Annotated in this window: 21 protein-coding genes and 3 pseudogenes; 22 read left to right on the forward strand and 2 right to left on the reverse strand. The window is 42.0% G+C overall.

From position 1 onward, the window contains the following. Window positions 1-77 precede the first annotated feature (77 nt). On the forward strand, window positions 78-1,112 hold the full coding sequence (locus tag JCM19038_RS17135) for a metal-binding protein ZinT (RefSeq protein ID WP_042420397.1): 1,035 nt from the start codon (window positions 78-80) through the stop codon (window positions 1,110-1,112). Between the two features lie 152 nt (window positions 1,113-1,264). Next, on the forward strand, window positions 1,265-2,131 hold the full coding sequence (locus JCM19038_RS17140; RefSeq protein ID WP_042420400.1) for an N-acetyltransferase: 867 nt from the start codon (window positions 1,265-1,267) through the stop codon (window positions 2,129-2,131). Between the two features lie 57 nt (window positions 2,132-2,188). On the opposite strand, the gene JCM19038_RS25610 is transcribed toward JCM19038_RS17140, so the two are convergent. Continuing rightward, the gene (locus tag JCM19038_RS25610) at window positions 2,189-2,455 is read right to left on the reverse strand and encodes an FmdB family zinc ribbon protein (protein ID WP_152549494.1); all 267 of its coding nucleotides are present in this window, start codon (window positions 2,453-2,455) and stop codon (window positions 2,189-2,191) included. 9 nt (window positions 2,456-2,464) lie between these two features. Further along, entirely contained in the window at window positions 2,465-3,649 is a 1,185-nt protein-coding gene (gene fmdA, locus JCM19038_RS17145) for a formamidase (RefSeq protein ID WP_042420402.1), read from the reverse strand. Window positions 3,650-3,997: 348 nt separating this feature from the next. Here fmdA and JCM19038_RS17150 point away from each other — a divergent pair, with 348 nt between their 5' ends. The 20 genes and pseudogenes from JCM19038_RS17150 to JCM19038_RS17230 all read left to right on the forward strand — a co-directional run bounded on the left by JCM19038_RS17150 (window position 3,998) and on the right by JCM19038_RS17230 (window position 23,052). Further along, window positions 3,998-5,161 (forward strand): MFS transporter, encoded by a 1,164-nt coding sequence (locus JCM19038_RS17150; protein WP_202963064.1) that lies wholly within the window; start codon window positions 3,998-4,000, stop codon window positions 5,159-5,161. Between the two features lie 161 nt (window positions 5,162-5,322). Next, a complete protein-coding gene (locus tag JCM19038_RS17155; RefSeq protein ID WP_042420404.1) occupies window positions 5,323-6,057 on the forward strand; it encodes a bifunctional 2-polyprenyl-6-hydroxyphenol methylase/3-demethylubiquinol 3-O-methyltransferase UbiG in 735 nt (244 codons plus the stop codon). A 450-nt stretch (window positions 6,058-6,507) separates the two neighbouring features. Beyond that, window positions 6,508-7,710 (forward strand): poly-gamma-glutamate synthase PgsB, encoded by a 1,203-nt coding sequence (gene pgsB / locus JCM19038_RS17160; RefSeq protein ID WP_042420406.1) that lies wholly within the window; start codon window positions 6,508-6,510, stop codon window positions 7,708-7,710. 27 nt (window positions 7,711-7,737) lie between these two features. Continuing rightward, window positions 7,738-8,192 (forward strand): annotated as a pseudogene (gene pgsC / locus JCM19038_RS17165) (poly-gamma-glutamate biosynthesis protein PgsC). Window positions 8,193-8,204: 12 nt separating this feature from the next. After that, window positions 8,205-8,327, forward strand: coding sequence for a hypothetical protein (locus JCM19038_RS24605; RefSeq protein ID WP_255343394.1), 123 nt, complete (start codon window positions 8,205-8,207; stop codon window positions 8,325-8,327). A 21-nt stretch (window positions 8,328-8,348) separates the two neighbouring features. Continuing rightward, window positions 8,349-9,995, forward strand: coding sequence for a gamma-glutamyltransferase (ggt, locus tag JCM19038_RS17170; protein WP_042420408.1), 1,647 nt, complete (start codon window positions 8,349-8,351; stop codon window positions 9,993-9,995). Window positions 9,996-10,189: 194 nt separating this feature from the next. Next, window positions 10,190-11,635: an MATE family efflux transporter gene (locus tag JCM19038_RS17175; RefSeq protein ID WP_042420410.1), complete on the forward strand. Its 1,446-nt coding sequence runs from the start codon at window positions 10,190-10,192 to the stop codon at window positions 11,633-11,635. Window positions 11,636-11,731: 96 nt separating this feature from the next. Next, window positions 11,732-14,162: pseudogene (locus tag JCM19038_RS17180) on the forward strand (heavy metal translocating P-type ATPase). Next, on the forward strand, window positions 14,159-14,971 hold the full coding sequence (locus JCM19038_RS17185; RefSeq protein WP_238554476.1) for a hypothetical protein: 813 nt from the start codon (window positions 14,159-14,161) through the stop codon (window positions 14,969-14,971). The pseudogene JCM19038_RS17180 and the gene JCM19038_RS17185 overlap by 4 nt, the downstream one beginning before the upstream one ends. 14 nt (window positions 14,972-14,985) lie before the next feature. Continuing rightward, window positions 14,986-15,270, forward strand: a complete 285-nt coding sequence (locus tag JCM19038_RS17190; RefSeq protein WP_042420412.1) for a glutaredoxin family protein — start codon at window positions 14,986-14,988, stop codon at window positions 15,268-15,270. 129 nt (window positions 15,271-15,399) lie between these two features. Then, complete coding sequence (locus JCM19038_RS25615; protein WP_373903294.1) at window positions 15,400-15,477, forward strand: hypothetical protein; 78 nt, start codon at window positions 15,400-15,402, stop codon at window positions 15,475-15,477. 176 nt (window positions 15,478-15,653) lie between these two features. After that, window positions 15,654-16,106 carry an IclR family transcriptional regulator gene (locus JCM19038_RS21295; RefSeq protein ID WP_052361893.1) on the forward strand — a complete coding sequence of 151 codons (453 nt, stop codon included), beginning with the start codon at window positions 15,654-15,656 and terminating at the stop codon, window positions 16,104-16,106. Further along, the gene (locus tag JCM19038_RS21300; protein WP_052361895.1) at window positions 16,076-16,408 is read left to right on the forward strand and encodes an IclR family transcriptional regulator C-terminal domain-containing protein; all 333 of its coding nucleotides are present in this window, start codon (window positions 16,076-16,078) and stop codon (window positions 16,406-16,408) included. The genes JCM19038_RS21295 and JCM19038_RS21300 overlap by 31 nt, the downstream gene beginning before the upstream one ends. Window positions 16,409-16,525: 117 nt before the next feature. Next, entirely contained in the window at window positions 16,526-17,512 is a 987-nt protein-coding gene (locus JCM19038_RS17200; protein ID WP_052361897.1) for a tripartite tricarboxylate transporter substrate binding protein, read from the forward strand. Window positions 17,513-17,530: 18 nt separating this feature from the next. Then, window positions 17,531-17,962, forward strand: coding sequence for a tripartite tricarboxylate transporter TctB family protein (locus JCM19038_RS17205; RefSeq protein ID WP_042420414.1), 432 nt, complete (start codon window positions 17,531-17,533; stop codon window positions 17,960-17,962). A gap of 12 nt (window positions 17,963-17,974) precedes the next feature. Beyond that, on the forward strand, window positions 17,975-19,471 hold the full coding sequence (locus JCM19038_RS17210) for a tripartite tricarboxylate transporter permease (RefSeq protein ID WP_042359787.1): 1,497 nt from the start codon (window positions 17,975-17,977) through the stop codon (window positions 19,469-19,471). A gap of 9 nt (window positions 19,472-19,480) precedes the next feature. Then, a complete protein-coding gene (locus JCM19038_RS17215; protein ID WP_042420416.1) occupies window positions 19,481-20,443 on the forward strand; it encodes a sugar kinase in 963 nt (320 codons plus the stop codon). Between the two features lie 11 nt (window positions 20,444-20,454). Further along, window positions 20,455-21,081, forward strand: coding sequence for a bifunctional 4-hydroxy-2-oxoglutarate aldolase/2-dehydro-3-deoxy-phosphogluconate aldolase (locus JCM19038_RS17220; RefSeq protein ID WP_042420418.1), 627 nt, complete (start codon window positions 20,455-20,457; stop codon window positions 21,079-21,081). 120 nt (window positions 21,082-21,201) lie between these two features. After that, window positions 21,202-22,151 (forward strand): annotated as a pseudogene (locus tag JCM19038_RS17225) (NAD(P)H-dependent flavin oxidoreductase). A gap of 115 nt (window positions 22,152-22,266) precedes the next feature. Then, complete coding sequence (locus tag JCM19038_RS17230; protein ID WP_042420420.1) at window positions 22,267-23,052, forward strand: MerR family transcriptional regulator; 786 nt, start codon at window positions 22,267-22,269, stop codon at window positions 23,050-23,052. Window positions 23,053-23,117: the final 65 nt, after the last annotated feature.

Below are 23,117 nucleotides of genomic sequence, written 5' to 3' on the forward strand. Positions count from 1 at the left end.
TAATATCCGATACTTATTGCTGTTTGCAAAAGCCATATGAATCAAAAGAATACAAGAGGAACGAAGGAGAACGTAACATGAAAAAAAACATACAGAGAAGCGTAACACTGTTAGCTGCTTTAGCACTATTTGTCGCATGTGATGCCTCAGAAAATGGTGATGAGTCAACGTCATCGGATGGAAGTGAACAACTAGAAGCAAGTCATGATGGCGATGATCATGATCACGATGAACATCAAGATCCAGGTCAACATGTACCAGAGGACGTAGACATTGAAGGGTTGGCGGATCATTATCACACTGGAGACAATGTAGAACTTATTGCACATTATGACGATGATACTAAATACGATCATTGGCATTGGTATACAAGAGACGATGATCATGCTGAGTGGGAAACGGTACCCGACCATGGTACAGACCAGTATACGGGCGAGGCTACGGTGAACGGTCAAGAGATTAAAGCGGTGCTTTTTGATGATGATCATGAAGCGTATGTTCAATCCCCTGTACTCGAAGTTGTGATCGATGACCATGACCACGATCACAGCCATGCCCATGATGAAGAAAGCCAAAGAATTTATGATGGCTTCTTTTATGACGACGATGTAGAGGATCGTTCATTATCAGATTGGAGTGGGGATTGGCAATCTGTATACCCTTATTTGCAAGAGGGTGCGTTAGATGAGGTTTTTGAACATAAAGCGAATGAAGCAGAAAGTAACATGACTGCTGAAGAGTATAAAGAATATTATGAAGTTGGTTATGAAACGAATGTCGATCGCATCGTCATTGATGAAGATCACTTTACCTTTTTTGAAGAAGGTGAAGAGTATACAGCTGAGTATGGCAACGATGGTTTTGAGATTCTAACGTACGAGGCAGGTAATCGAGGGGTACGATTTATTTTTGAGAAATCCGATGGAGACGAAGAGATGCCACAATTTATTCAGTTCAGCGATCATGAGATTTCCCCTACGGACTCACATCATTTTCATCTCTATTGGGGAGATGACCGTGAGGAACTATTAAATGAAGTAACGAATTGGCCAACGTATTATCCATCAACGATGAGTGAAGAGGAAATTGTTCATGAGATGATTGCTCATTAAAGAAAAGCGACCATTGAATCATCCGGTATTTAATGGTCGTTTTACTATTCTCACTAATCACTTAGTTCAGATATAATAAGGAAGAAAAGATGAGATGATCATTTAGTTTAGACATCATTATATCGAGGAAGGTGATTCAAGTGAGTCTAAATATGACAAAGCCTGCGTCTGTAAGAGAGCTTTCTAACTTCTTGGCAACAATGAACAACCAACCAAAACATCACATCGGTTTTTGTGGGGAGGACAGTAGTGAAATTTATGATACGCTCGTGAATGATTTTTCAGATTTGCCATTCGAAGAATCGTTTGTGGTTGCATACAAAGAAAATGCAATCGTTGGTGCACTTGGTCTAGATATTGATTTACCGAGGGGAGTTGCCGATGTCTGGGGACCGTTTATACATGAAGAAGAGATGGGACTTGCTGTTGAGTTATGGAATCAATTAATTCAAAACGTACCTAAAGAGGTAAGTAAATTCTCTTTCTTTATAAATAAGGAAAATACGTTTGTAAAACAATTCGCGATCGACCGTAAAGGGATTGAACGAGGTTCAGATCTCGTTTTGCAAAGAACAAGAGAGAGCTTCAGTAAGCAGGAAGTTCAAGTAGAACCGTATATGAACCCCTATTGTGATTCCTTTTCAGATCTTCATAATCAGCTATTCCCGAACACGTATTATGATGGGCAAACGATCCACAATCGCTTGAATGACGATAACCAATTAATTGTCGTTACAGAGAATGAATCAACCATTCAAGGGTATGTATACTTCGAAGCAAGCCCGAAGCATAGTGAAGGAACCATTGAGTATGTAGGTGTAGCAGAAGCATTTAGAAAACAAGGGGTTGCAAAAAGGTTAATCCGTTGTGCGCTCAACGAGCTGTTTTCTTATGAATCAATTAATGAGATCACCATTTGTGTTGAAGCAGACCACCAAGCAGCAATTGCACTCTATCAGTCGGTCGGTTTTGAAGTGAAATACCAGTTGCTGAGCTATCAAGTCGATTTAGATTCGTAAAGCCATTTACTCTTATAATGCTTTTGGAACAAAAAAAGATCTGCAACGTGCGCAGATCTAACCAATTTGCCACGGGCGTGCTGTGGACTTGTTTTGTTTGCGTGTCGTGCCTTGCAGTTGATCTTTTTGTGTGAGGGTCGGGGTTGCGCCTTGGTCGACCTTCCGTTTGACAGTGGCATTCATTGTGAATGTGTTCGGAACTTTGAAGATTCGCTTTGATGGCTTTGTACAAACGGGACATACGGACTTTGTCTTGTCGCCATGTGATGAGGTGTGTCTCTCTTCAAATGGCCCACAAGACGGACAAGTAAATGAATAAATCATAAGGGTTTATCATTCCTTTTTCGGGAGGATATCTTTGTTGAAAATTGCCGTTGGAATGGATACTGTACAACACGCATTTGGAATGTCAACAATTCCTGCGACTCGACCTTCAATCGGCGCTGTTCCTAAAATCATATACGCTTGTTCAGCTGTGTAGCCGACTGTCTTTAAATAATCAATCGCATTGAGGCATGCATTGCGATAGGCAATATTTGTATCAAGATAGCTCTGTTTGCCAGACGTGTTATCAACGCTTACGCCTTCGAATGTGAGAAACTCTGTGTAGTTCGGATCCATTGGACCAGGTTGGAACACTGGGTTTTGAAGAATGTTATATTTTTCCATTCCGCCTTTAATGACATCAACATGCAAGTCGATCCATCCTGGCATTTCAATTCCACCACAAAATGTGATTTCACCGTCTCCTTGAGAGAAGTGAAGGTCCCCAACTGAGAGCTTGGCGCCTTGAACAAAAACAGGGAAATAGATGCGAGATCCACGAGAGAGATTTTTGATGTCACAGTTACCTCCATTCTCTCTAGGAGGAACAGTTCTAGCACCTTCTTTTGCTACGCGATCGAATTCTTCTCCTTGAAGCGTACCGAGAACAACGCTTTCAGGATTAGGGAGTTCTGCAAGAGGAGGAACACGCTTAGGGTCTTCATCAACGAGTGCGGTTTCACGTCGATTCCATTCAGCGAGCAATTCGTGTGAAGGAGCGACTCCGATTAGACCTGGGTGAATGATACCTGCGAATTTTACGTCAGGAATGTGACGACTCGTGGCGTAGATACCGTGAAAGTCCCAAATCGATTTCTGGGCATTTGGAAAATGATCAACAAGAAAACCACCGCCATTTTCTTTTGCAAAGATGCCATTAAAGCCCCATTCGTGATCTTGGAAGGCACCTACATTGAGAATATCAACGACAAGCAAATCTCCTGGTTGGACACCATTTACATGAGCAGGTCCACTTAAGACGTGTACGCGATCTAAGTCAACATGTTCAATATCACTAGGATCATCGTTGTTTGAGATTTGCCCATCGGTCCAGTCTAAACATTCCATTCGAAAGGATTCACCTGGGTTTACGCTAAAGGCAGCAGGAATGTCTGGATGCCAGCGGTTGTGTCCGGGTACGGCTTGCTTGTCCATTTTCTTCGTAAGATCAACTTTAAAGCGTGTTTCAGGCATTGCAATTCACTCCTTCAGCAAGGGTATAGGATAGTTCTATTGTTAGATAAAATAGTTGGAATTGTCAAATATATTGTTATCTTATATAACATCGATCGTTTCGTAGAGTAATGATATTCATTCAAATGATACTATTTTAGAAATTAGTCAATTTCACACGATAGTAGTCAGATGAATTTGACGTTAAGCGCTTTCAACTTTATACTAATCCTATTACATGATGAACTGTTCAGTCATATGCGACCTAGCCATGGTGTTCCTCTATGACGAAAAGCCAGTTTACTTTAACGGAGTAGATGGGCTTTTTTTCATGCCCAGTTAAAATTGGATAGCTGGGGAAGTGAAATGATGGGGTTTGGAAAATGGTATTTTGGCTGGAATATTGTAGCGGCAGCGACAATCATTACGTTATTAACGGTTGGAATGAGAATGGGGATGGGACCGTTCGTTCTTCCAATTATGGAAGACTTGAATTTTGATCGTACAGAGTTATCGACAATGATCGCTGTCGGGATGATCGTTTATGGAATGGGGATGCCACTTGCTGGTTATTTAGTCGAACGTTATAGCACCAATTTTGTGCTTCGATTAGGGATTCTAATCGTAACAGTGTCCTGCATTTGGACCGTTTTAGCGACACATCCGTTTAATTTCTTCATGGCGTTTGGTGTGTTTTTGTCATTAGGACTTGCGTTTACGAGTCCAGTCGCACTCACCCCAGTCATTGCAAAGTGGTTCACGAGGCAGAGGGGAAGAGCTTTATTTTACTTATCTACAGGTTCCATGGCTGGAATTGCCATTATGACCCCAGTGTTAACAATGGTGATTAATCGTTTTGGATGGCAAGCGACCATTCTTTTGTTTGCGGTCGCGTTTCTTGTCATTATTATTCCGATGACGATTTTTATCGTCCGTGATGAAGCGCCTAAAAACACTGATGAATTGGAAGTACCAGAGCCAAACTCAGCATCACAACGGAAGCCAGTCATTCGTTTAACGTGGAAAGAAGCAATGTCAACGTCGCCGTTTTGGTTGATTACATTTGGATTGTTTGCTTGCGGCTTTAGCATGAATTTGCTCGGAACACATGGTGTACCGATGTTACAAGATCACGGGTTCGATGCAATGACCGCTTCATTTGCAATTGGTTTGATTGGTCTTGTTGCGATTCCAAGTACGTTGGTTTTAGGTACGCTTTCTGATAAAATGCCTCGAAAATATTTGCTCGCACTCATTTATTTAGTGAGAGGAATGGGTCTAATCGCATTGGTGATGGTTGCATCTTTATGGCAATTGTATGTTGTTGTCATTGTTGCAGGGTTTGTATGGGCAGGAAGTATTGCCCTCTCATCAGCGATGTTGTCCGATGTATACGGATTAAAGCTTGTAGGGTTGCTCTATGGATGGGCGTACTTTGGTCATCAAGTGGGTGCAATGTTCAGTTCTTGGCTCGGGGCTGGGGGTATGATCAGTTCGGAACGCATTTCATTTCGTTTGCGGCTGCTGGCGTGATATTATTTCTTGCGAGTGTCGCCTCATTAAACGTACGTAATCATCTTGAGTACAAGAAACGTCTCCCTAAACAGACGACTGAAGTAACAAACTAGAATTCGTTAGATTTTAAGGATATAAGATTGACTGTAAGCACAGTCATGCAATTGAGGTGAAGAAAGTTGGATAAAAATCCATATGATCAGCAGTCTTTTTTCCGGAAGTATAGTATGATGGAGCGCTCACAAAAAGGTCTTGCAGGAGCAGGTGAGTGGCATGCATTGCAGCAAGTGTTGCCTTACTTTAAAGGGAAATCAGTTCTTGACTTAGGTTGCGGTTACGGATGGCACTGCATGTACGCAGCTGAGAATGGAGCAAGCAAAGTCATCGGTGTAGATCAGTCTAGTAAAATGCTCGAGGTCGCTAAATTAAAGTCAAAGGAATACGCACCAATTCAGTACGTTCAGTCTTCAATCGAAGACCTGCAGCTAAAACCAAAGTCCTTTGATGTTGTTCTCAGCTCGTTGGCTCTACATTATGTTCCTTCTTTCGATGATGTGGCGAAAAAGGTATATGACGCATTAAAAAATAATGGGCAATTTATATTCTCTGTAGAACATCCAACGTTTACTGCTGAAGGTAGCCAAGAGTGGATGTATAACGATAAAGGAATGATTGAACATTTTCCGGTTGATCGTTATTTTGAGGAAGGTCGAAGAGAATCGAATTTCCTAGGAGAAAAGATTGTGAAGTATCATAAAACGTTAACGACCTATCTAAATGGGTTATTAGAAAATGGATGGGTGTTAAATCGTGTGATTGAACCGTCTCCGCCATCATCAATGTTAATAAATGAGCATATGTATAATGAACTTCGTCGTCCGATGATGCTCATCGTTGCTGCCACAAAACAGTGAATCACATTTCAGTCCTGCACGAATACGTGCAGGCTTTTTTTAGGTCACGAACTCGTTTGTCGTATAGAGCTTATTTCTTTTCTGAGTAAAAGTACCTTAATTCAGGGTTTTAGTACATAAGTTACATGTAAAGTTACAGTTACGTAACAGATTGATTAAAGCCGTTTTTTCCTATAAAAATTGTGACTATGCTTCGCTTATTTACTACTTTAATCTACGAAAGACTTCGCTCGCTAGACCAAATCACACCCTCTCGTATAGTGCCTCTTCCCTACGTTCTCTTTTTCGACACCGTTTTACATAAAATAATAAAAATTGCGTTTAATCGTTTCGTAACAGTTTTTAACTTTGCTGTGATGGTGTCATTATTTTTCACCTTTATACTAACGGATGGTGTTAGCAATTCTAATTAATCTATGCATTCATAAACGCTAACAAAGGAGTCGAATTATGCTATTCATCATCACCATTTGTCTACTTTCTTTACTCGTATTCGGTTTTCTTGAACATCGAAAACATAACCGAAATGTTGAGGCCATTCCGGTTCGTATCAACATTAATGGTGTTCGTGGGAAATCTACCGTTACTCGACTAGTCACAGGCGTATTAACGGAAGCGAATTACCAAACCGTTGGGAAAACAACAGGCACACAAGCACGAATGCTTTATTGGTATAAGGATCAAGAAGATCCAATTGTCCGCCGCCCAGAAGGTCCGAACATTGGTGAACAAAAAGGAGTTATGAAAAAAGTGGCGGAAGAAGACGCCGATGCGCTCGTCAGTGAGTGTATGGCTGTTACACCGGACTACCAAACCGTTTTCCAAGAGAAGATGCTAAAAGCGAATATCGGCGTAATCGTAAACGTACTTGAAGATCATATGGATCTACTCGGTCCGACATTAGATGAAGTCGCTTATGCATTTACAGCCACCATTCCTCATAACGGTCACTTGATCGTGAATGAAAGTCCTTACGTACCGATGTACAAAGAAATTGCAGAAGAACGCAATACGAAAGTGATCGTTTGTGATACATCTAGAATTCCAGAAGCTTTCTTACTTCAGTTTGATTATATGGTCTTTCCAGAAAATGCAGCGTTAGCGTTAGCAGTTGCCGATGCATTAGGAATTGATCAAGAAACTGCGTTTAAAGGTATGTTAAATGCTTGGCCAGATCCAGGTTCTCTTCAAATTACACCACTCGATTTGAATCAAAAACAACCATCGTTTCTTGTGAACGGGTTCGCAGCGAATGACGCAACGTCTACGATCAACATTTGGGAAAGGGTACAAACGCTCGGTTATCCTACGAATGATGCAGTTGTGGTCATGAATTGCCGTAGTGATCGTTATGAACGAACAGAACAGTTTGCACACGATGTACTTCCTTATCTTCCATGTAGAACGCTCGTTATTATCGGGGAAACGACTGCTCCAATCGTTGATAACTACAATAATGGCAACATCCCGACAGAACATCTCCTGAACTTAGAAGGATATTCAACAGAGGAAATCCTCGAAGAAATCAAACCATACATTCAAGAAACCGTCATTTACGGCGTTGGCAACATACATGGTGCAGCTGAACCGCTCACTCATGAATTAAAGAAAATGCAAATGCCGATTGAAGAAAAAGTTGCAGCAATTAATTAAAAACAATCGTAATTAAGGAGTTTGATCATGGATATCGCAGAAATAACCGTAGCACTCGTTGCCGGAGTAACACTCAGTTTATTCTTCGCTGAGAAAACAGGCATCGTTCCCGCGGCTTAGTCGTACCAGGATATATCGCACTTGTCGTAGCGACACCAGTGTATGCAATCTCTATTTTGTTTATCAGCTTTGCGACGTACCTCGTCGTTATGCACGTGATTAATCGATTTACAATTTTATACGGTCGTAGGAAATTTGCGGCGATGCTTTTAACCGGAATCATATTAAAATTAGGGTTTGATACGTTTTTTGGATTTACTCCACAAGAAGTAGCACATCTTCAAGCGATTGGATTGATTGTGCCAGGTTTAATTGCCAATACGATTCAACGTCAAGGATTTGTGGCAACGATGGCCAGTACAGCACTTTTAAGCTTGACGACGTTCGGCATTTTACTCGTATACCAACTATTCTTCATGTAAGGAGAGAACAGAATGTCACAACTAACATTTAAAGAAAAATGTATCAAAACGGTTAAATACCAAAAAGGTAGTGCTTCTACGCACTCAATCATCGGGTTTATTCTTACTTTGATGGTATTACTCGTATTCATGTAAGGAAAAAAAGGGCGTGATCGTATGTCTTCGAGCCGTAATCAGAGCTTATTCGTCGTGTGTCTCCTATTGATTGCTGTTCTGCTCCTGTTCATTAACTCACTAGACACAGATCAGGAGCGTCAAGCGACGGACTATGATGCCCTTGAAGTCGAGAGTCAGAAGAAAAGTCCCGGATTTGGTGTTGCGACGGATAATCCAGAAGCAACAGCGATTGGGATGGATATATTAAATCAAGGAGGAAACGCGATCGATGCTGCGATCGCTGTTTCTTATTCTCTGGGTGTTTTAGAGCCACAAGCGTCAGGTATTGGTGGAGGCGGAGTTATGCTCGTACATCCAGCAGGAGAGTCACCCGTTGCATATGACTATAGAGAAGTGGCTCCAGACCAAGAAGAAATACCAGATTCAAGAATTGGGGTCCCAGGCTTTGTTCTTGGGATGGACACAGTTCATGAAGAATATGGTTCATGGTCGATGAACCGCTTACTCGATCCTGCAATTCAACTCGCAGGTGACGGTGTTGAAGTCTCTTACTCACTTCATTCGCATCTTCAGAATGCTTACAATTATATAGAACCTGAAGCGGCTGAACAATTCTATCCGAATGAACGCGCTATCGATGTCGGAGACACATTGAAACAAGAAGATTTACAAGAGACGCTTAAGCTAATTCAAGAAGAAGGACCATCTGCTTTTTATTCAGGCAAAATTGGAGACAACATTGCATTGCACACGAACTCCATCGATCGGCACGACCTTGCAAATTATAATGTTGATGTTGTGGAACCTGTGCAAGCAACGTTTGCAGATTTTGAAGTGTACGCTGCTCCGCCCCCCGCAGGTGGAACGATGTTGCTACACTCTCTACAAATGGCCGAGGAGTTATCAATTGATCGATGGAGTGACCAGTCTCCAGAGTTTATGAAATGGACGGGGGCAATTACACGAAAAGCATATCAAGATCGTGTTCAAATGATTGGCGATCCCCGGTTTGTCGATATACCTCTTAACGAAATTTTAGAAGAAGAATATGCGGAGGACCTTGCCAATGACATCTCATTAAAAGCTGAAGACGAGGAATTTCCAACAGACCTTGAAGGCGGAGAGAAAGATGGCAATACGACACACTTTGTTATTGTCGACCAAGACGGTACGATGGTGTCGGCAACGAATACGTTAAGTAGTTTTTTCGGTTCTGGAAAATATGTAGATGGTTTTTTCTTAAACAATCAACTGGACAATTTTTCAGTGAGTGCAACGTCACCGAACCGTTACGAGCCGAATAAGCGACCGATTAGCTATATTTCACCAACCATTCTTGCTAAAGATGACTACCCGATTATTGGAATCGGAAGTTCTGGGGGCAGGAGAATAACATCAACACTTACACAAGTTCTCGTGCGTCACTTAATGTTTGAACAACCGATTGAAGAAGCCATTGAAGAGAACCGATCGTATTATGATCTTCATAATCCAACGATTCAAATCGAAGGAAGGCTCTCTACGAGCGTCTCGGAATCGCTTGAAGAGGACGGTTACACGATCGATAATTCCCGGAATGCGGTCCACTTCGGAGCGGTTCAAAGTCTGATCGTTGATTATAACGAAAATACGATTAAAGGTGGAGCCGATCCGAGAAGATACGGTGAATGGGATTCGAGGTCGTAACGTGTTGAGAAAAAGCTATCTCACAAAGTCAGTGTCTTTGTTGAGGTAGCTTTTTTGTGTCTCAAATAGGTTGAATAATCACGCCATGTAATCAAACGCTAATGAGTAGTGAACTTCACAAAGAGGAAATCTTTTCTTTTGAAATACTATAGGGGGGTATAGTAATATGTAATCACACAGAGGAGGAAACGAACATGAGTATTGCAGATCGTACGTTGCAAGAAGGCTTACGAACATCTGAAAAAATCAAGATTGTCCTCATTCTCGCAATGCCGGCAGTCATTGAAAACTTCTTTCAGACGTTGCTCGGTTTTGTTGATACGTTGTTTGTTGCCCAAGTTGGCTTAGAAGAAGTCACCGCGGTTGGGGTTACGAATGCCATACTAGCGATTTACTTTGCAGTATTTATGGCAATTGGTGTCGGGGTTAACGTACTCATGGCCAACGCAAGAGGTGAAGGTAACGACCGAAGAGCTACTAAAATTGCTCAACAAGGAATAATTCAAGCAATAATTGTAGGTGTATTGCTTGGTGTATTAACGCTAGTTTTCGCAGAGAATCTTATTCGCTTGTTAGGTGTAGAGCCAGAAGTACTACAATTAGCAACGGTTTACTTTCAAATCTTAGCGATTCCTTCAATTGTAATGGCGTTAATGTTTGTTTTAAGCAGTATTCTACGGGGTACAGGAGATACGAAATCGCCAATGAAGGCGGTCATTATCGCAAACGTTGTAAACATGGTTTTTGATTACTTGTTGATCTTTGGATTTTTGTTTATACCCCCTTTAGGTATTGTAGGTGCGGCGATTGCAGGTGTTCTTGCGAGAGTTGTAGGGGTCGGAATGCTATTCTATTATGTAAGAAAAAATGATGCCATTGATCTTAAGAAGAAGCAGTTCCGATTTAACCTTCAAGATCAGAAAGACTTACTCGGTCTAGGGGCACCAGCAGCTGGTGAACGTCTAGCGATGCGAATTGGACAAGTCGTTTATTTCGGATTTATCGTTGCTTTAGGGACGAGTACATTCTCTGCACATCAAATTGCAGGGAACATTGAAACGTTCTCTTATATGATCGCTTATGGGTTTGCGGCAGCTGCGACAATTATCGTTGGAAGACTCGTCGGGGCGAAGCAATATGAACAGGCGAAAAGCTACGCTAAGCTCATAGCTTTGATATCTGCGGGCTTTATGGTCTTCATGGGAATCTTGTTATTTATCTTCGGCGAATGGATGGGGAGCTTCTTTACAGATGACCCAGTCGTTCAAGCAGAAATTGGAACAGCATTAAAAATCGCAGCGTTCTTCCAGCCATTCTTGGCAATTTTGTTGATTCTAACGGGAGCTTTCCAAGGGGCACGAAATACGAAATTCCCGATGTATTTGACAACGGTTGGAATATGGTTAATTCGCACGGTTTTCGTTTACATTTTGGCCATTCAATTGGAATTAGGCATTGCTGGCGTGTGGTTAGCAATTGGAATTGATATTGTTATTCGAGCGGCTGTACTATGGTACCGTGTTGAGACTGATCGTTGGATAAAACCCGAGAAGAAACGTAGTCACAAAGAGGAGTTAAGGTGTCACTGTGACCCGCAAACTAAGCAAGCTCAAGTGAGTGGTTGTGTAAACAATTATTAATCGTTGACATACCCTACTGGGGTATTGTATTATAAAGATAATAACAGCAGGAAAGACTATAAAAAATGTTAACTGTTGTACGTAGGAGGGACAGCGATGGCGAAGCAAGAAGTACAGATTCCGATCCAAGGAATGACGTGTGCCGCTTGTGCCAACCGAATAGAAAAAGGTCTACAACGCATGGACGGCGTTGATGAGGTTAATGTGAATTTTGCCGTTGAAAAGGCAAATGTAACGTATGATCCTGAACGATTAGACGTCCAAGCTTTTGAAGATAAAATAGAAAAGCTCGGATATCATGTGCAACATGAGAGCATTACGTTTGATATATCTGGAATGACATGTGCCGCTTGTGCGACCCGGATTGAAAAGAAACTTTCTAAGACAGACGGTGTTTCAAAAGCAAATGTAAACTTTGCATTAGAAAACGTTACAGTTGAGTACAACGAAGGCACAATTAACAAACAAGCTGATTGATTCAGTTCAAAAGATTGGTTACACGTTGCAAGAGCAACAGTCGAAGGAAGACACGGTGGATGCAAAAGAAAAAGAGATTCGTCATCAAACAGGTAAATTCTTATTCGCAGCGATCTTAACGTTTCCTTTATTGTGGACGATGGTTACCCATTTTGAATTTACATCGTTTCTTTATATGCCAGAGATGTTTATGAACCCTTGGGTGCAGTTAGCGTTAGCAACACCCGTTCAATTTATCGCAGGTGCTCAGTTTTACGTAGGGGCATACAAAGCGTTAAAAGGGAAAAGCGCGAACATGGATGTGCTCATCGCACTCGGTACAACCACAGCGTATTTTTATAGTATTTTCCTCGGGTACGAGTGGCAAGCAGCTGGCGGTCAAGGTATGCCAGAACTGTATTTTGAAGCAGCGGCTGTCATTATTACACTCGTAATCTTAGGGAAACTTTTTGAAGTACGTGCAAAAGGGCGTACTGGAAAAGCAATTGAGAAATTGCTTAACATGCAGGCGAAAACAGCACGGGTTGTACGCGATGGCGTGGAAGTAGAAATTACTGTTGAAGACGTACAAGTCGGTGAACGAGTGATCGTTCGCCCTGGAGAAAAAATCCCAGTTGATGGTGTTATCATTTCAGGATCTTCTGCCATTGACGAGTCAATGATTACAGGTGAAAGTATTCCAGTTGATAAGAGAAAAGACGACAACGTTATTGGTTCTACGGTAAATAAAAACGGTAGTTTAACGTTTGAAGCGACGCGTGTTGGAAAAGATACAGCACTCGCACAAATTGTTAAAGTTGTAGAAGACGCACAAGGAAGTAAAGCAGACATTCAACGAGTAGCCGACAGAGTGTCTGGGGTATTCGTACCGATTGTCGTACTCATTGCAATTGGGTCATTTCTTGCGTGGTACTTTATTATCGAACCCGGCGATGTACGTTCAGCTCTCGTTCCATTAATTACGATCTTAGTCATTGCTTGTCCATGTGCATTAGGCCTAGCTACACCAACCTCAATTATGGCTGGTTCAGGTCGTGCAGCAGAGATGGGCGTTCTGTTTAAAGGTGGCGAACACCTTGAAAATACGAGATCAGTGACGACGGTCGTACTTGATAAGACTGGAACCATTACGAAAGGCGAACCAGAACTTACAGATGTCATTATCGCTAACGGATTAGACGAAGAAGAAATTCTTAGCAAAGTGGCTTCAGCAGAGAAGAACTCAGAACACCCACTAGCAGCAGCTATTGTAACGGGTATCGAAGATCGTCAGATTGAATTTGAGAATCCGACAGACTTTGAAGCTTTACCAGGTGCCGGAATTAAAGCGATGGTACATGGCGAACAAATTTTTGTCGGGACACGGAAGTTAATGCGTCAATCTAACCTTAACTTTGATGCATTCAACAAAGAAATGGAGAACCTTGAATCTGCTGGTAAAACAGCAATGTTAATTGCGATTAATAAGCAAGTTGTCGGGATTGTAGCGGTTGCAGATACGATTAAAGAAACGTCCGTTGAAGCTGTTAAACGTATGCAAGATTTAGGCTTAGAAGTACTCATGTTAACAGGTGACAACCAAAAAACCGCAGAAGCAATAGGGAAGCAAGTTGGGATCAATGACGTGATTGCGGAAGTGGTGCCTGAACAAAAAGCAGAAGAAATTAAGAAGTTACAGCAAAACGAGAAATTTGTCGCGATGGTAGGTGACGGTATTAACGATGCTCCGGCGCTCGCCGTTGCAGATATTGGAATGGCCATTGGTACAGGAACAGACATTGCGATTGAAGCATCAGACGTAACGCTAATGCGCGGTGATCTTCATAGTGTCGCTGACAGCTTTGTTATTAGTAAGAAGACGATGCGAAACATTAAGCAAAACTTATTCTTCGCGTTCTTCTATAACTCTGTCGGTATCCCAATTGCAGCAGCAGGATTATTAGCTCCATGGGTGGCAGGTGCCGCAATGGCATTCAGTTCAGTATCGGTCGTTGGGAACGCCTTGCGATTGCAGCGAATGTCTTTTAAAGGAGTGAAACGGTCATCATGAAAATACGCACGTGGGTGATGAGCGGACTTGTTTATTTGACACTTGTAATTGTAGGTTACGCAGTCATTACGGGTAATTCGATTTTAGAGGGTGGCGATCATGAAGAACATCATGCTCATGCCACCACTCAAGAGGAGGAAGAACTCATGAACAATCACGATCATCATCATTCAACGCATTCAGAAGTAGAAGTGAACGTGGATCAAAATGAAGATAGCCTCACATTTACGTTGGAAGATCCAAATGGAGAGCCGCCTGAACTTGCTGTGAATCACGAGAAAGAAATGCACCTCATCGCGGTTTCGAATGATTTAAAAGCGTATCACCATCTTCATCCCGAACGCCTTGCAGAAGGGGTGTACGAGGTAGAACACTCCCTTCAGCCAGGAACGTATCATCTCTTTGTAGATATTACCCCAAAAGAATTCGCTTATGCACCAGAAGCGATTCCGCTTCAAGTAGGTGAGGCGGAGACAAAAAAGGTAAGCCTAGAAACCGATCGTGAGCTTGAAAAAGAAATCCAAGGAAAGAAAGTGCAGTTAGACGTAGAAGGAAAAACGACTGAGGAAACGACAACGCTCACGTTTAGTACCGATTACGATAACCTTGAGCCATACCTTGGAGCTCTTGGTCATGTCGTAGTCATCGATGAGGATGTTGAACAATTTATTCACGTGCATCCGACTGCTAACGATGCAACGACATTTGAAGCTCATTTTCAAAAACCAGGCACGTACAAGCTTTGGGCAGAATTTAAGTATCAAGATGCAGGCGTGATTGCTTTTCCATTTGTAATTGAAATTAAGTAATGGAGGGAAGTCGCATGTATCACTTAACAATTTACACACGTCCGATGTGTTCTGATTGTGCAAAAACAAAAGAAAAGCTTCAAGATGCTGGTGTTCAATATATTGAGCATGATCTAAGTGAGAATGAAGAAAAAGAAAGCGAACTAAAAAAAATAACAGGATCAAGAATCGTTCCTGGCCTCGTATTTAAACATCGTGGGTTCGTAGGCTCATTAAAAAAGCCAATCGTGTATACAGGTTATGAGCGAAATCAAAAGGAAGCTGACGACTTGATCTTACAAATGCAGGAGGAAAAATAAAATGAAAACCATTCAATTAAACGTAACAGGTATGTCATGTGGTCACTGTGTTTCATCTATTGAAGCGGGGTAGGAACACAAGCCGGGGTAGAAAAAGTAGACGTTGATCTAAATAATGGAACGGTAGAAATAACGTTCGATTCAAATCAAGTTCAAGAAGCGAATCTGAAAGAGACCATTGAAGAACTAGGCTACGATGTAGCGTAATAGCTGAGCTACTGAGAGACTTAACGTCTTTCAGTAGCTCTTTTTGCGATCTAAATGTGTATTTTCATATCTTAAACAATAAATGAAAAATACGTTGACACCGCTTACATATAAGAATATAATGCTCTTAGCAAAAGTGAAACGCCGTTCCGTAATGAAGAACAGGAGGAGGAGATATGTTACAGTCAATCGATCGTGCTATGCGTGTACTAGACCTATTGAAAGATCATCATTTCGGTCTTGGTGTTACAGAATTATCCTATCGTTTAGGGGTAGCAAAGAGCACTGTGCATCGAATTGTAAGTAGTCTAGAAGCACACGGATATGTCAAGCAAGAACCAGGAAATGGAAATTATCGATTAGGGTTGAAATTTTTAGAAATGCAACAATATGTTCTAAAGCAAATGGAAATCACTTCAATTGCTAGACCGTTTTTAGATGAATTGAGTAGAGAAGCGAATGAAATTGTGCATCTCGTTGAACAACAAGATTATGAAGTTGTTTATCTAGATAAAGTTGAACAACATTCGAATACCATTCGTATTTACTCTCGCGTAGGTAGACGTGCTCCAATGCATTGTACAGGCGTTGGGAAGTATTGTTATCACACTTTAGCGAGGCAAAGTTAGAGCAATATTTTCAGCAAGTACCCAATCGACAGAAATATACAGATTACACAGTGACAACAGAAAAAGAGATAAAACATGCAATTACACGTATCAAAGGTGCAGGATATAGCATTGATAATGAGGAACATGAACGAGGCATTCGTTGTGTCGCGGCACCAGTTTACAACCACGTAGGTGAAGTGAATTATGGGGTTAGTGTCACGGGTCCACTCGATCGTATGGACGATAACAAAGTGAAACACGTTGTTGAATTATTAACAAATTCATGCCATCAGATCTCTAAGGAATTAGGTCATCATTAAGATGTATAACTAATATAAAGAACGTTGTTCCTCAATTAGGAACAGTGTAAGGCGGGTTTAGAAGTACGTTCAGTTTTTGAAAGTTAAAAAAAGAGCATTAAAAGGGGAGTATCATTAATGAAAAAGTACTTATTGGGTATGGGTATGATTGTTCCACTAATGGCATTGGCAGCATGTGGAGATGACAGTTCAACGGAAGCAAATGGAGAAGAGGCTGCAGAGAATTTCCCTGAGAAATCATTGGAAGTGATCGTTCCTTATGCTGAAGGCGGGGGAACTGATTTAGTCGCTCGTGCATTTGCAGATAACTTACAAGAAGAACTTGGTGAGTCGGTTAGCGTGTCAAATCGTGAAGGCGGTGGCGGTGCTGTCGGGATGCAAGCAGGTGCAAACAGTAGTGCAGATGGTCATTCAATGACACTTGTAACTGTTGAATTGCTAACGCTTCCACATAGTGGACTCGCAGAATTAAGCTATGAAGAAGACTTTAAACCGGTTGCACTTTTAAATGAAGACTCTGCTGCCATTACGGTACATGCAGATTCAGAGTACGAAACGATCGAAGACTTTATTGATGCTGCAGAATCAGGTGAAAGCTTACAAATTGGTAACTCAGGAACAGGTGCAATTTGGCATTTAGCTGCTTCTGCACTTGAGCAAGAAATCGATGGTTCGTTCAACCACGTTCCTTTTGACGGAGCAGCTCCTGCGGTTAACAACCTACTCGGTGGACACATTGATGCAGTAAGTGTAAGTCCAGCAGAGGTCATTAACCAAGTGGAAAATGGGGACTTACGAGTATTAGCAGTTATGGCTGATGAGCGTGTCGATGCGTTACCAGACGTTCCGACATTATCGGAAGCAGGTATTGAGTTATCCATTGGTACGTGGAGAGGAATCACTGTTCCAGCAGACACACCAGATGAAGTGGTCGATGTGTTAGCTGATGCTGCAGCAACAACCGCGCAAAGTGATGACTTTATTGAGCGTATTGAAACCTTACAACTTGGCTATCGTTATGCAGATCCAGCAGGATTTACGGAATTAATGGACGATCAAGATGCATTGTTTGGAGAACTGATTCCTTCCTTAGATTTAAACTAGTTGAAGGGGACTAACCGTATGAAAAGACTTCATGCTAACCACATCATTAGTTTACTATTATTGGTTTTTGCGGCTACGGCTTTTATTATGGCGCAAAGCTTTACTGTATCAAGCGGGGCTGCACCAGGCCCCGCCTTTTTTCCTCAAGTACTAAGCGTGTTGTTGTTTGTACTTGCAATCATTTTAGCTTTTCAAACTCCAACGGATACAGATAAGAGACTTAATCTAAATGTTGTCTTTATCATGATTGCATTTGGCGTTTACGTCTTTCTTGTTGAACCCATTGGATTTGTCGTTTCGACAGTAATTTTTACAGCAGGTTACTTGCTACTTCTAGGAGAACGTCGTTGGTACTTTATCATACCGGCAGCTATACTTTTGCCGTTAATTGTTTCGTATTCATTTGAACATCTACTACATGTTCCTATTCCTCATGGGTTGCTTTATTAAGGAGGGCTTTGTATGAATCTATGGGAAGGCTTTCTCGGTTTAGCAGATCCTATGATTTTAATTTTACTCGTAACAGGCGTTTTACTCGGGGTCATTATCGGTTCATTACCTGGATTAACTGCTACGATGGGGGTAGCGCTGTTTTTACCTGTTACGTTTGGAATGGAAGCTATACCAGGATTGTTATTACTCATTGGAATTTATTTCGGTTCGATCTATGGTGGTTCCATTGCAGCGATTTTATTAAATACACCAGGAACTCCAGCAGCTGCTGCCACAGCAATGGATGGGTATGCAATGACAAAGCAAGGGGAAGCGAGAACGGCATTGAATATTGCTGTCATAGCTTCAGGATTTGGCTCGATTATTAGTGTTCTGATGCTTATTTTTCTCTCACCTCAACTAGCAAACATCGCACTTAATTTTAGTGCACCAGAAATGTTCGGTCTCGCTTTGTTTGGTTTGAGCATTATTTCAAGTATAGCAGGGGCATCGCTCGTTAAAGGGTTAATTGCCGGTGTGGTTGGTTTATTAATTGCAACAATCGGTATGGACCCTATGACAAGTTATCCTAGATATACATTTGACCAACCTGTATTGCTTGAAGGATTTAACTTTATTCCGATTATGATTGGTCTCTTTGCTGTTTCAGAGGCTTTTATTATGGCAGAGGATTATTTCAAGGAAAAAGGTGGACCAATGAAGGTTGCCGCAAGGCTTCTCAAAACGAATTGGCGTCTTATGCCTAAATTGTTCCCGACGATGACGAAATCTTCATTTTTAGGTTCCATTATTGGAATTATCCCTGGTGCTGGTGCAGATGTGGCTGCGTTTGTTTCGTATAATGAAGCCCAACGTTTTGCTAAGAAAGAAGATAAGGCACTCTTTGGCAAAGGGAATCCGAAGGGAATCGCTGCTGCAGAAGCTGGAAATCAAGGGGTGACAGGTGGCGCAATGGTTCCATTGCTCACATTGGGTATTCCTGGTGACGCCGTTGCCGCAGTCATGCTCGGAGCATTTGTCGTACAAGGAATTCAACCTGGTCCACAAATTTTCCAAACCAGTGGAGAATTAATGTACACTCTGTTTGCAGGGATGCTTGTCGCTGCAATCGTTATGGTCATTATCGGCTTACTAGGCATTCGCTTATTTACGAAAGTATTGCTTGTACCAAAAACGTTAATGATTACGATTATTCTAGTCTTATCAACGATTGGTGCGTTTGCGATTAATAACAATATGTTTGACGTTTACGTCATTCTCGGTGCTGGAATTATCGGCTATTTCATGAAAAAGCACGGCTTCCCGGCATCACCAATTGTGTTAGCATTAATCTTAGGACCGATGGCGGAAAGTGAATTTCGTCGTGCATTAACAATGTCAGAAGGTAGCTTAATGATCTTTGCTACCAGACCAATTGCTGCCACATTGATTGCTTTAGCAATTTTGTCTTTATTTACACCATTACTTGTGAAGTTCTTTAAAGATAGAAAGAATAGAAAAGGCTAGGAGGCTACAATGGATGTTATAACCATTGGAGAGACGATGGTCGTTTTTGAAGCGTCATCACAAGGCCCTCTTCGATATACACATACATTTACGAAACGCCATGGAGGTGCTGAATCCAATGTAGCGATTGGAATTCAGAGATTAGGTTACTCGTCTCGTTGGATGAGTCAAGTTGGTGACGATGAACTTGGTCAGTATTTATTACAAGCGATTCGTGGAGAAGGCGTTGACACAAGTTATGTACAGACGACAGCCGATGCACCGACTGGACTGTTCATTAAAGAGTTCCGACGGCCAAATGAAAGTTCCGTTCATTATTACAGAGCAGGTTCTGCCGCAAGTCTCATGAACAGCGAACAGGTAGAAGAACAACTGTTTAGCGATGCGAAAGTATTGCATATTACTGGCATCACACCGCTTATTAGTCCTGAGTGCGATGACGTTCTTACAACGGCAATTTCCTATGCAAAAAAATTAGGATTGTACGTTTCTTTTGATCCGAACTTGCGTTTTAAAATTATGGAGCAATATGGAGAAGAGCGAGCAAGAATCAGAATGAGAGAACTCGCTGGTTTAAGCGACTTATTTTTGCCTGGAGCGGATGAGGCAGAGTGGATGTATGGTACTGACCAGGATGATGAAATTGCAAAGCTCGCATTTATAGACGGCGCGAAACGAATCGTCATTAAAAGCGGCGCATCACATTCATACTATGCCGAACAAGGCGGAAGTTCCGGTTACGTAAAAAGCCACACCGTGAATCAAATCGTAGATCCAATTGGAGCAGGTGATGGATTTGCTTCAGGTGTTATTGTAGGACTATTAGAAGGCAAGTCTTTGCATGATGCAGTAGATTTAGGGGCTGCCGTCGGTGCGCTTGTTGTCAGTTCACCTGGAGATATTGAAGGTCTCCCAACTCGTGTAGAAGTTAAGGCATTCTTAAATAATACAAACAGTGATGTATTACGATAGGAGGAGAGAACATGAAGAATATCGACAAATTACTTGAGTCTGGCGTAGTAGCCGTGATGCGAAAACTCCCTTTTGAACACATCGAAGACATTGCTTTAGCGCTCGTTGAAGGTGGAGTTACAGGACTTGAAGTCACCGTTGATTCTGATCGCGCTTATGAAGCCATTCAAAAATGCAAAGCAGTTGTCGGTGATCGAGCGATTGTAGGTGCTGGTACGGTTCTTAATGGGGAGCATGCTGAAGAGGCCATAGAAGCAGGGGCAGAATTTATTTTTGCACCAATTCTTGATGAAGAAACGATTAAGGTTGCAAATAAGCATCAAGTGATTGTAATCCCTGGTGTATTTACACCAACTGAAGCCCATCAAGCCTATCTTTACGGTGCAGATATCGTCAAAGTATTCCCAGCAGATTCATTAGGGCCTGCGTTCATTAAAGGTCTTCAAGGACCACTCAGCCATATCCCTATGATGCCAACAGGCGGAATTGATGAAACGAACATTGCGTCATACATTCAAGCTGGAGCGGTTGCCGCAGGAGCTGGCGGTTCTCTTTTAAAGAAACCTTTGATTGAGCAGCAAGATTGGCAAGGTCTTCGAGATCATGCGGCTAAGTTTGTTGAAGCGGCAAGAGTATAACTGAAAGAACGATGCGAGTAGAGGAAAACCTTACTTGTGTCGTTCTTTTCTTTTTTATGAGTGTTGGAAGGCGTATAATCAATGATATAATCTGATTATTCTGTGCTGGGGGTTGTTTCTATGAATCGTTTCTGTGAACGTTTAGGTGTAGAAGTACCGATTGTACAAGGTGGGCTTGCGTATTTGGCGTATGCAGAACTAGCAGCTGCAGTGTCGAATGCTGGTGGCCTTGGTCAAATTACAGCTACGTCACTTGGAGACCCTGAATTATTAAGGGCAGAAATTAAGAAAATTAAACAACTTACGAAGAAGCCGTTTGCGATTAATTTTTCTTTAGGAAGAGGATCTGTTGACGAGCTACTTGACGTTGTTATCGAAGAAGAGGTACCTGCAATTTCAGTAACTGCCGGTAATCCAGCTCCCGTATTTGAAAGGGTGAAGGATACGAACATCAAAAAACTCGTTCTCGTCGCAGCGGTCAGACAAGCACAAAAAGCAGAACAGCTTGGAGCAGATGCAATTATAGTCGTTGGACAAGAAGGGGGAGGGCATTTAGGGAGAGATGATGTTGGTACGTTTGTGCTCATTCCCCGCGTCGTTGATTCAGTATCGGTTCCAGTACTTGCGAGTGGAGGAATTGTCGATGGAAGGGTTATGCCGCAGCGCTTGCGCTCGGGGCAGACGGAATTGAGATGGGAACACGTTTTATTGCAACACAAGAATGTATCGCCCATTCAGCGTACAAAGAAGCAATTCTTTCAGCGACCGAAGCGGATACTATTGTGATTAAGCGAACGATTGAAAGACCAGCGAGGGCGTTACGGACGAAAGCAACGGACCGAATCAAAGAACTTGAAGATGAAGGTGCTGATTTTAATGCACTCCAACCGTACATAAGTGGTGCATCGAACTTAAAGTTAATCGAGAAAGGCGACCATGAACAAGGCTTTGGCTGGGCAGGACAAGGCGTTGGACTTATACAAGACATTCCAACAGTCAAAGAACTCATCGAAACGATACAATCTGACTGTAAACGAGCCCTCACCGGGGACAGACCCCCGGCGCGTTAATGCGCTACTTCATCGGGGGACAGTCCCCAACAGTGACGTTTTGGAAATTTTATTTGCGCCTCACGTTACGTGATCGGCTAAGCTGAATGTAACGAATAGAAAGGGTGATCGTTGCATGAAGTTGACAATTAGTGAGTTTGGGAGAAGAGCGAACGTATCGGTTCGTACATTAAGGTTCTACGATGAAGTTGGAATTCTAACGCCAAGTAATTACAATGAAGCGGGGCATCGGCTTTATGGACTAGAAGAGCTCTCAAAATTGCAGCAAGTTCAATCGCTAAAGTTTATCGGGTATTCGCTTCAAGACATTAAAGGCTTATTAACGAGTGAGAGAAATACATTGAATGATTTCAAAGACTCATTAACGCTACAACTGCAATTGTTAGAAAATAAACGTAAGGAAATCGATCAAGCCATTTCAGCAGTTAAGCGAACGCAAGCAATTACCGATAGTGGTCATCCAATTACATGGACGCTATTGTCTTCCATTCTATTTCAAGAAGAGCATATAGATGATCAAGTGCAATGGGCAAAAGAAAACCTCTCTGAGGAAATTGTAGAAAGCTTCATTGATGTCCCGTCAACAGATTGGGAGCGGTGGGACAAAGAGATGTTAGCCATTTCAACAGAGGTAAAGCGGTTAATCGCAAATAACGTACCACCTAGCTCATCAGAGGCATTTGCAGTAGTTACGAAGCTTACGCAGCTCTTTACAGAAAACGTTGAAGATCTTGAAGCTTTTAGCAAGCAGCTAGAGGCTATGCAAAAGCATTTCGATGACAATCCTCTAGAAATGGAGTTTCGTTTTCCAAATACGTTTACACAAGAGGAAGCGGACTATTTAGAGCTGATTACTCAAGAAATGGAGAATCAAGCAGGGGACAGTCCCCCAGGACGTTAAAGCGTCACTCTGCTGGGGGACTGTCCCCCTTTAATTAGATAAAGAAATACATGAAGATGTTGGAG

Source organism: Geomicrobium sp. JCM 19038, from assembly GCF_000698125.1.
In the GTDB taxonomy this organism is placed as follows: domain Bacteria; phylum Bacillota; class Bacilli; order Bacillales; family Marinococcaceae; genus Geomicrobium_A.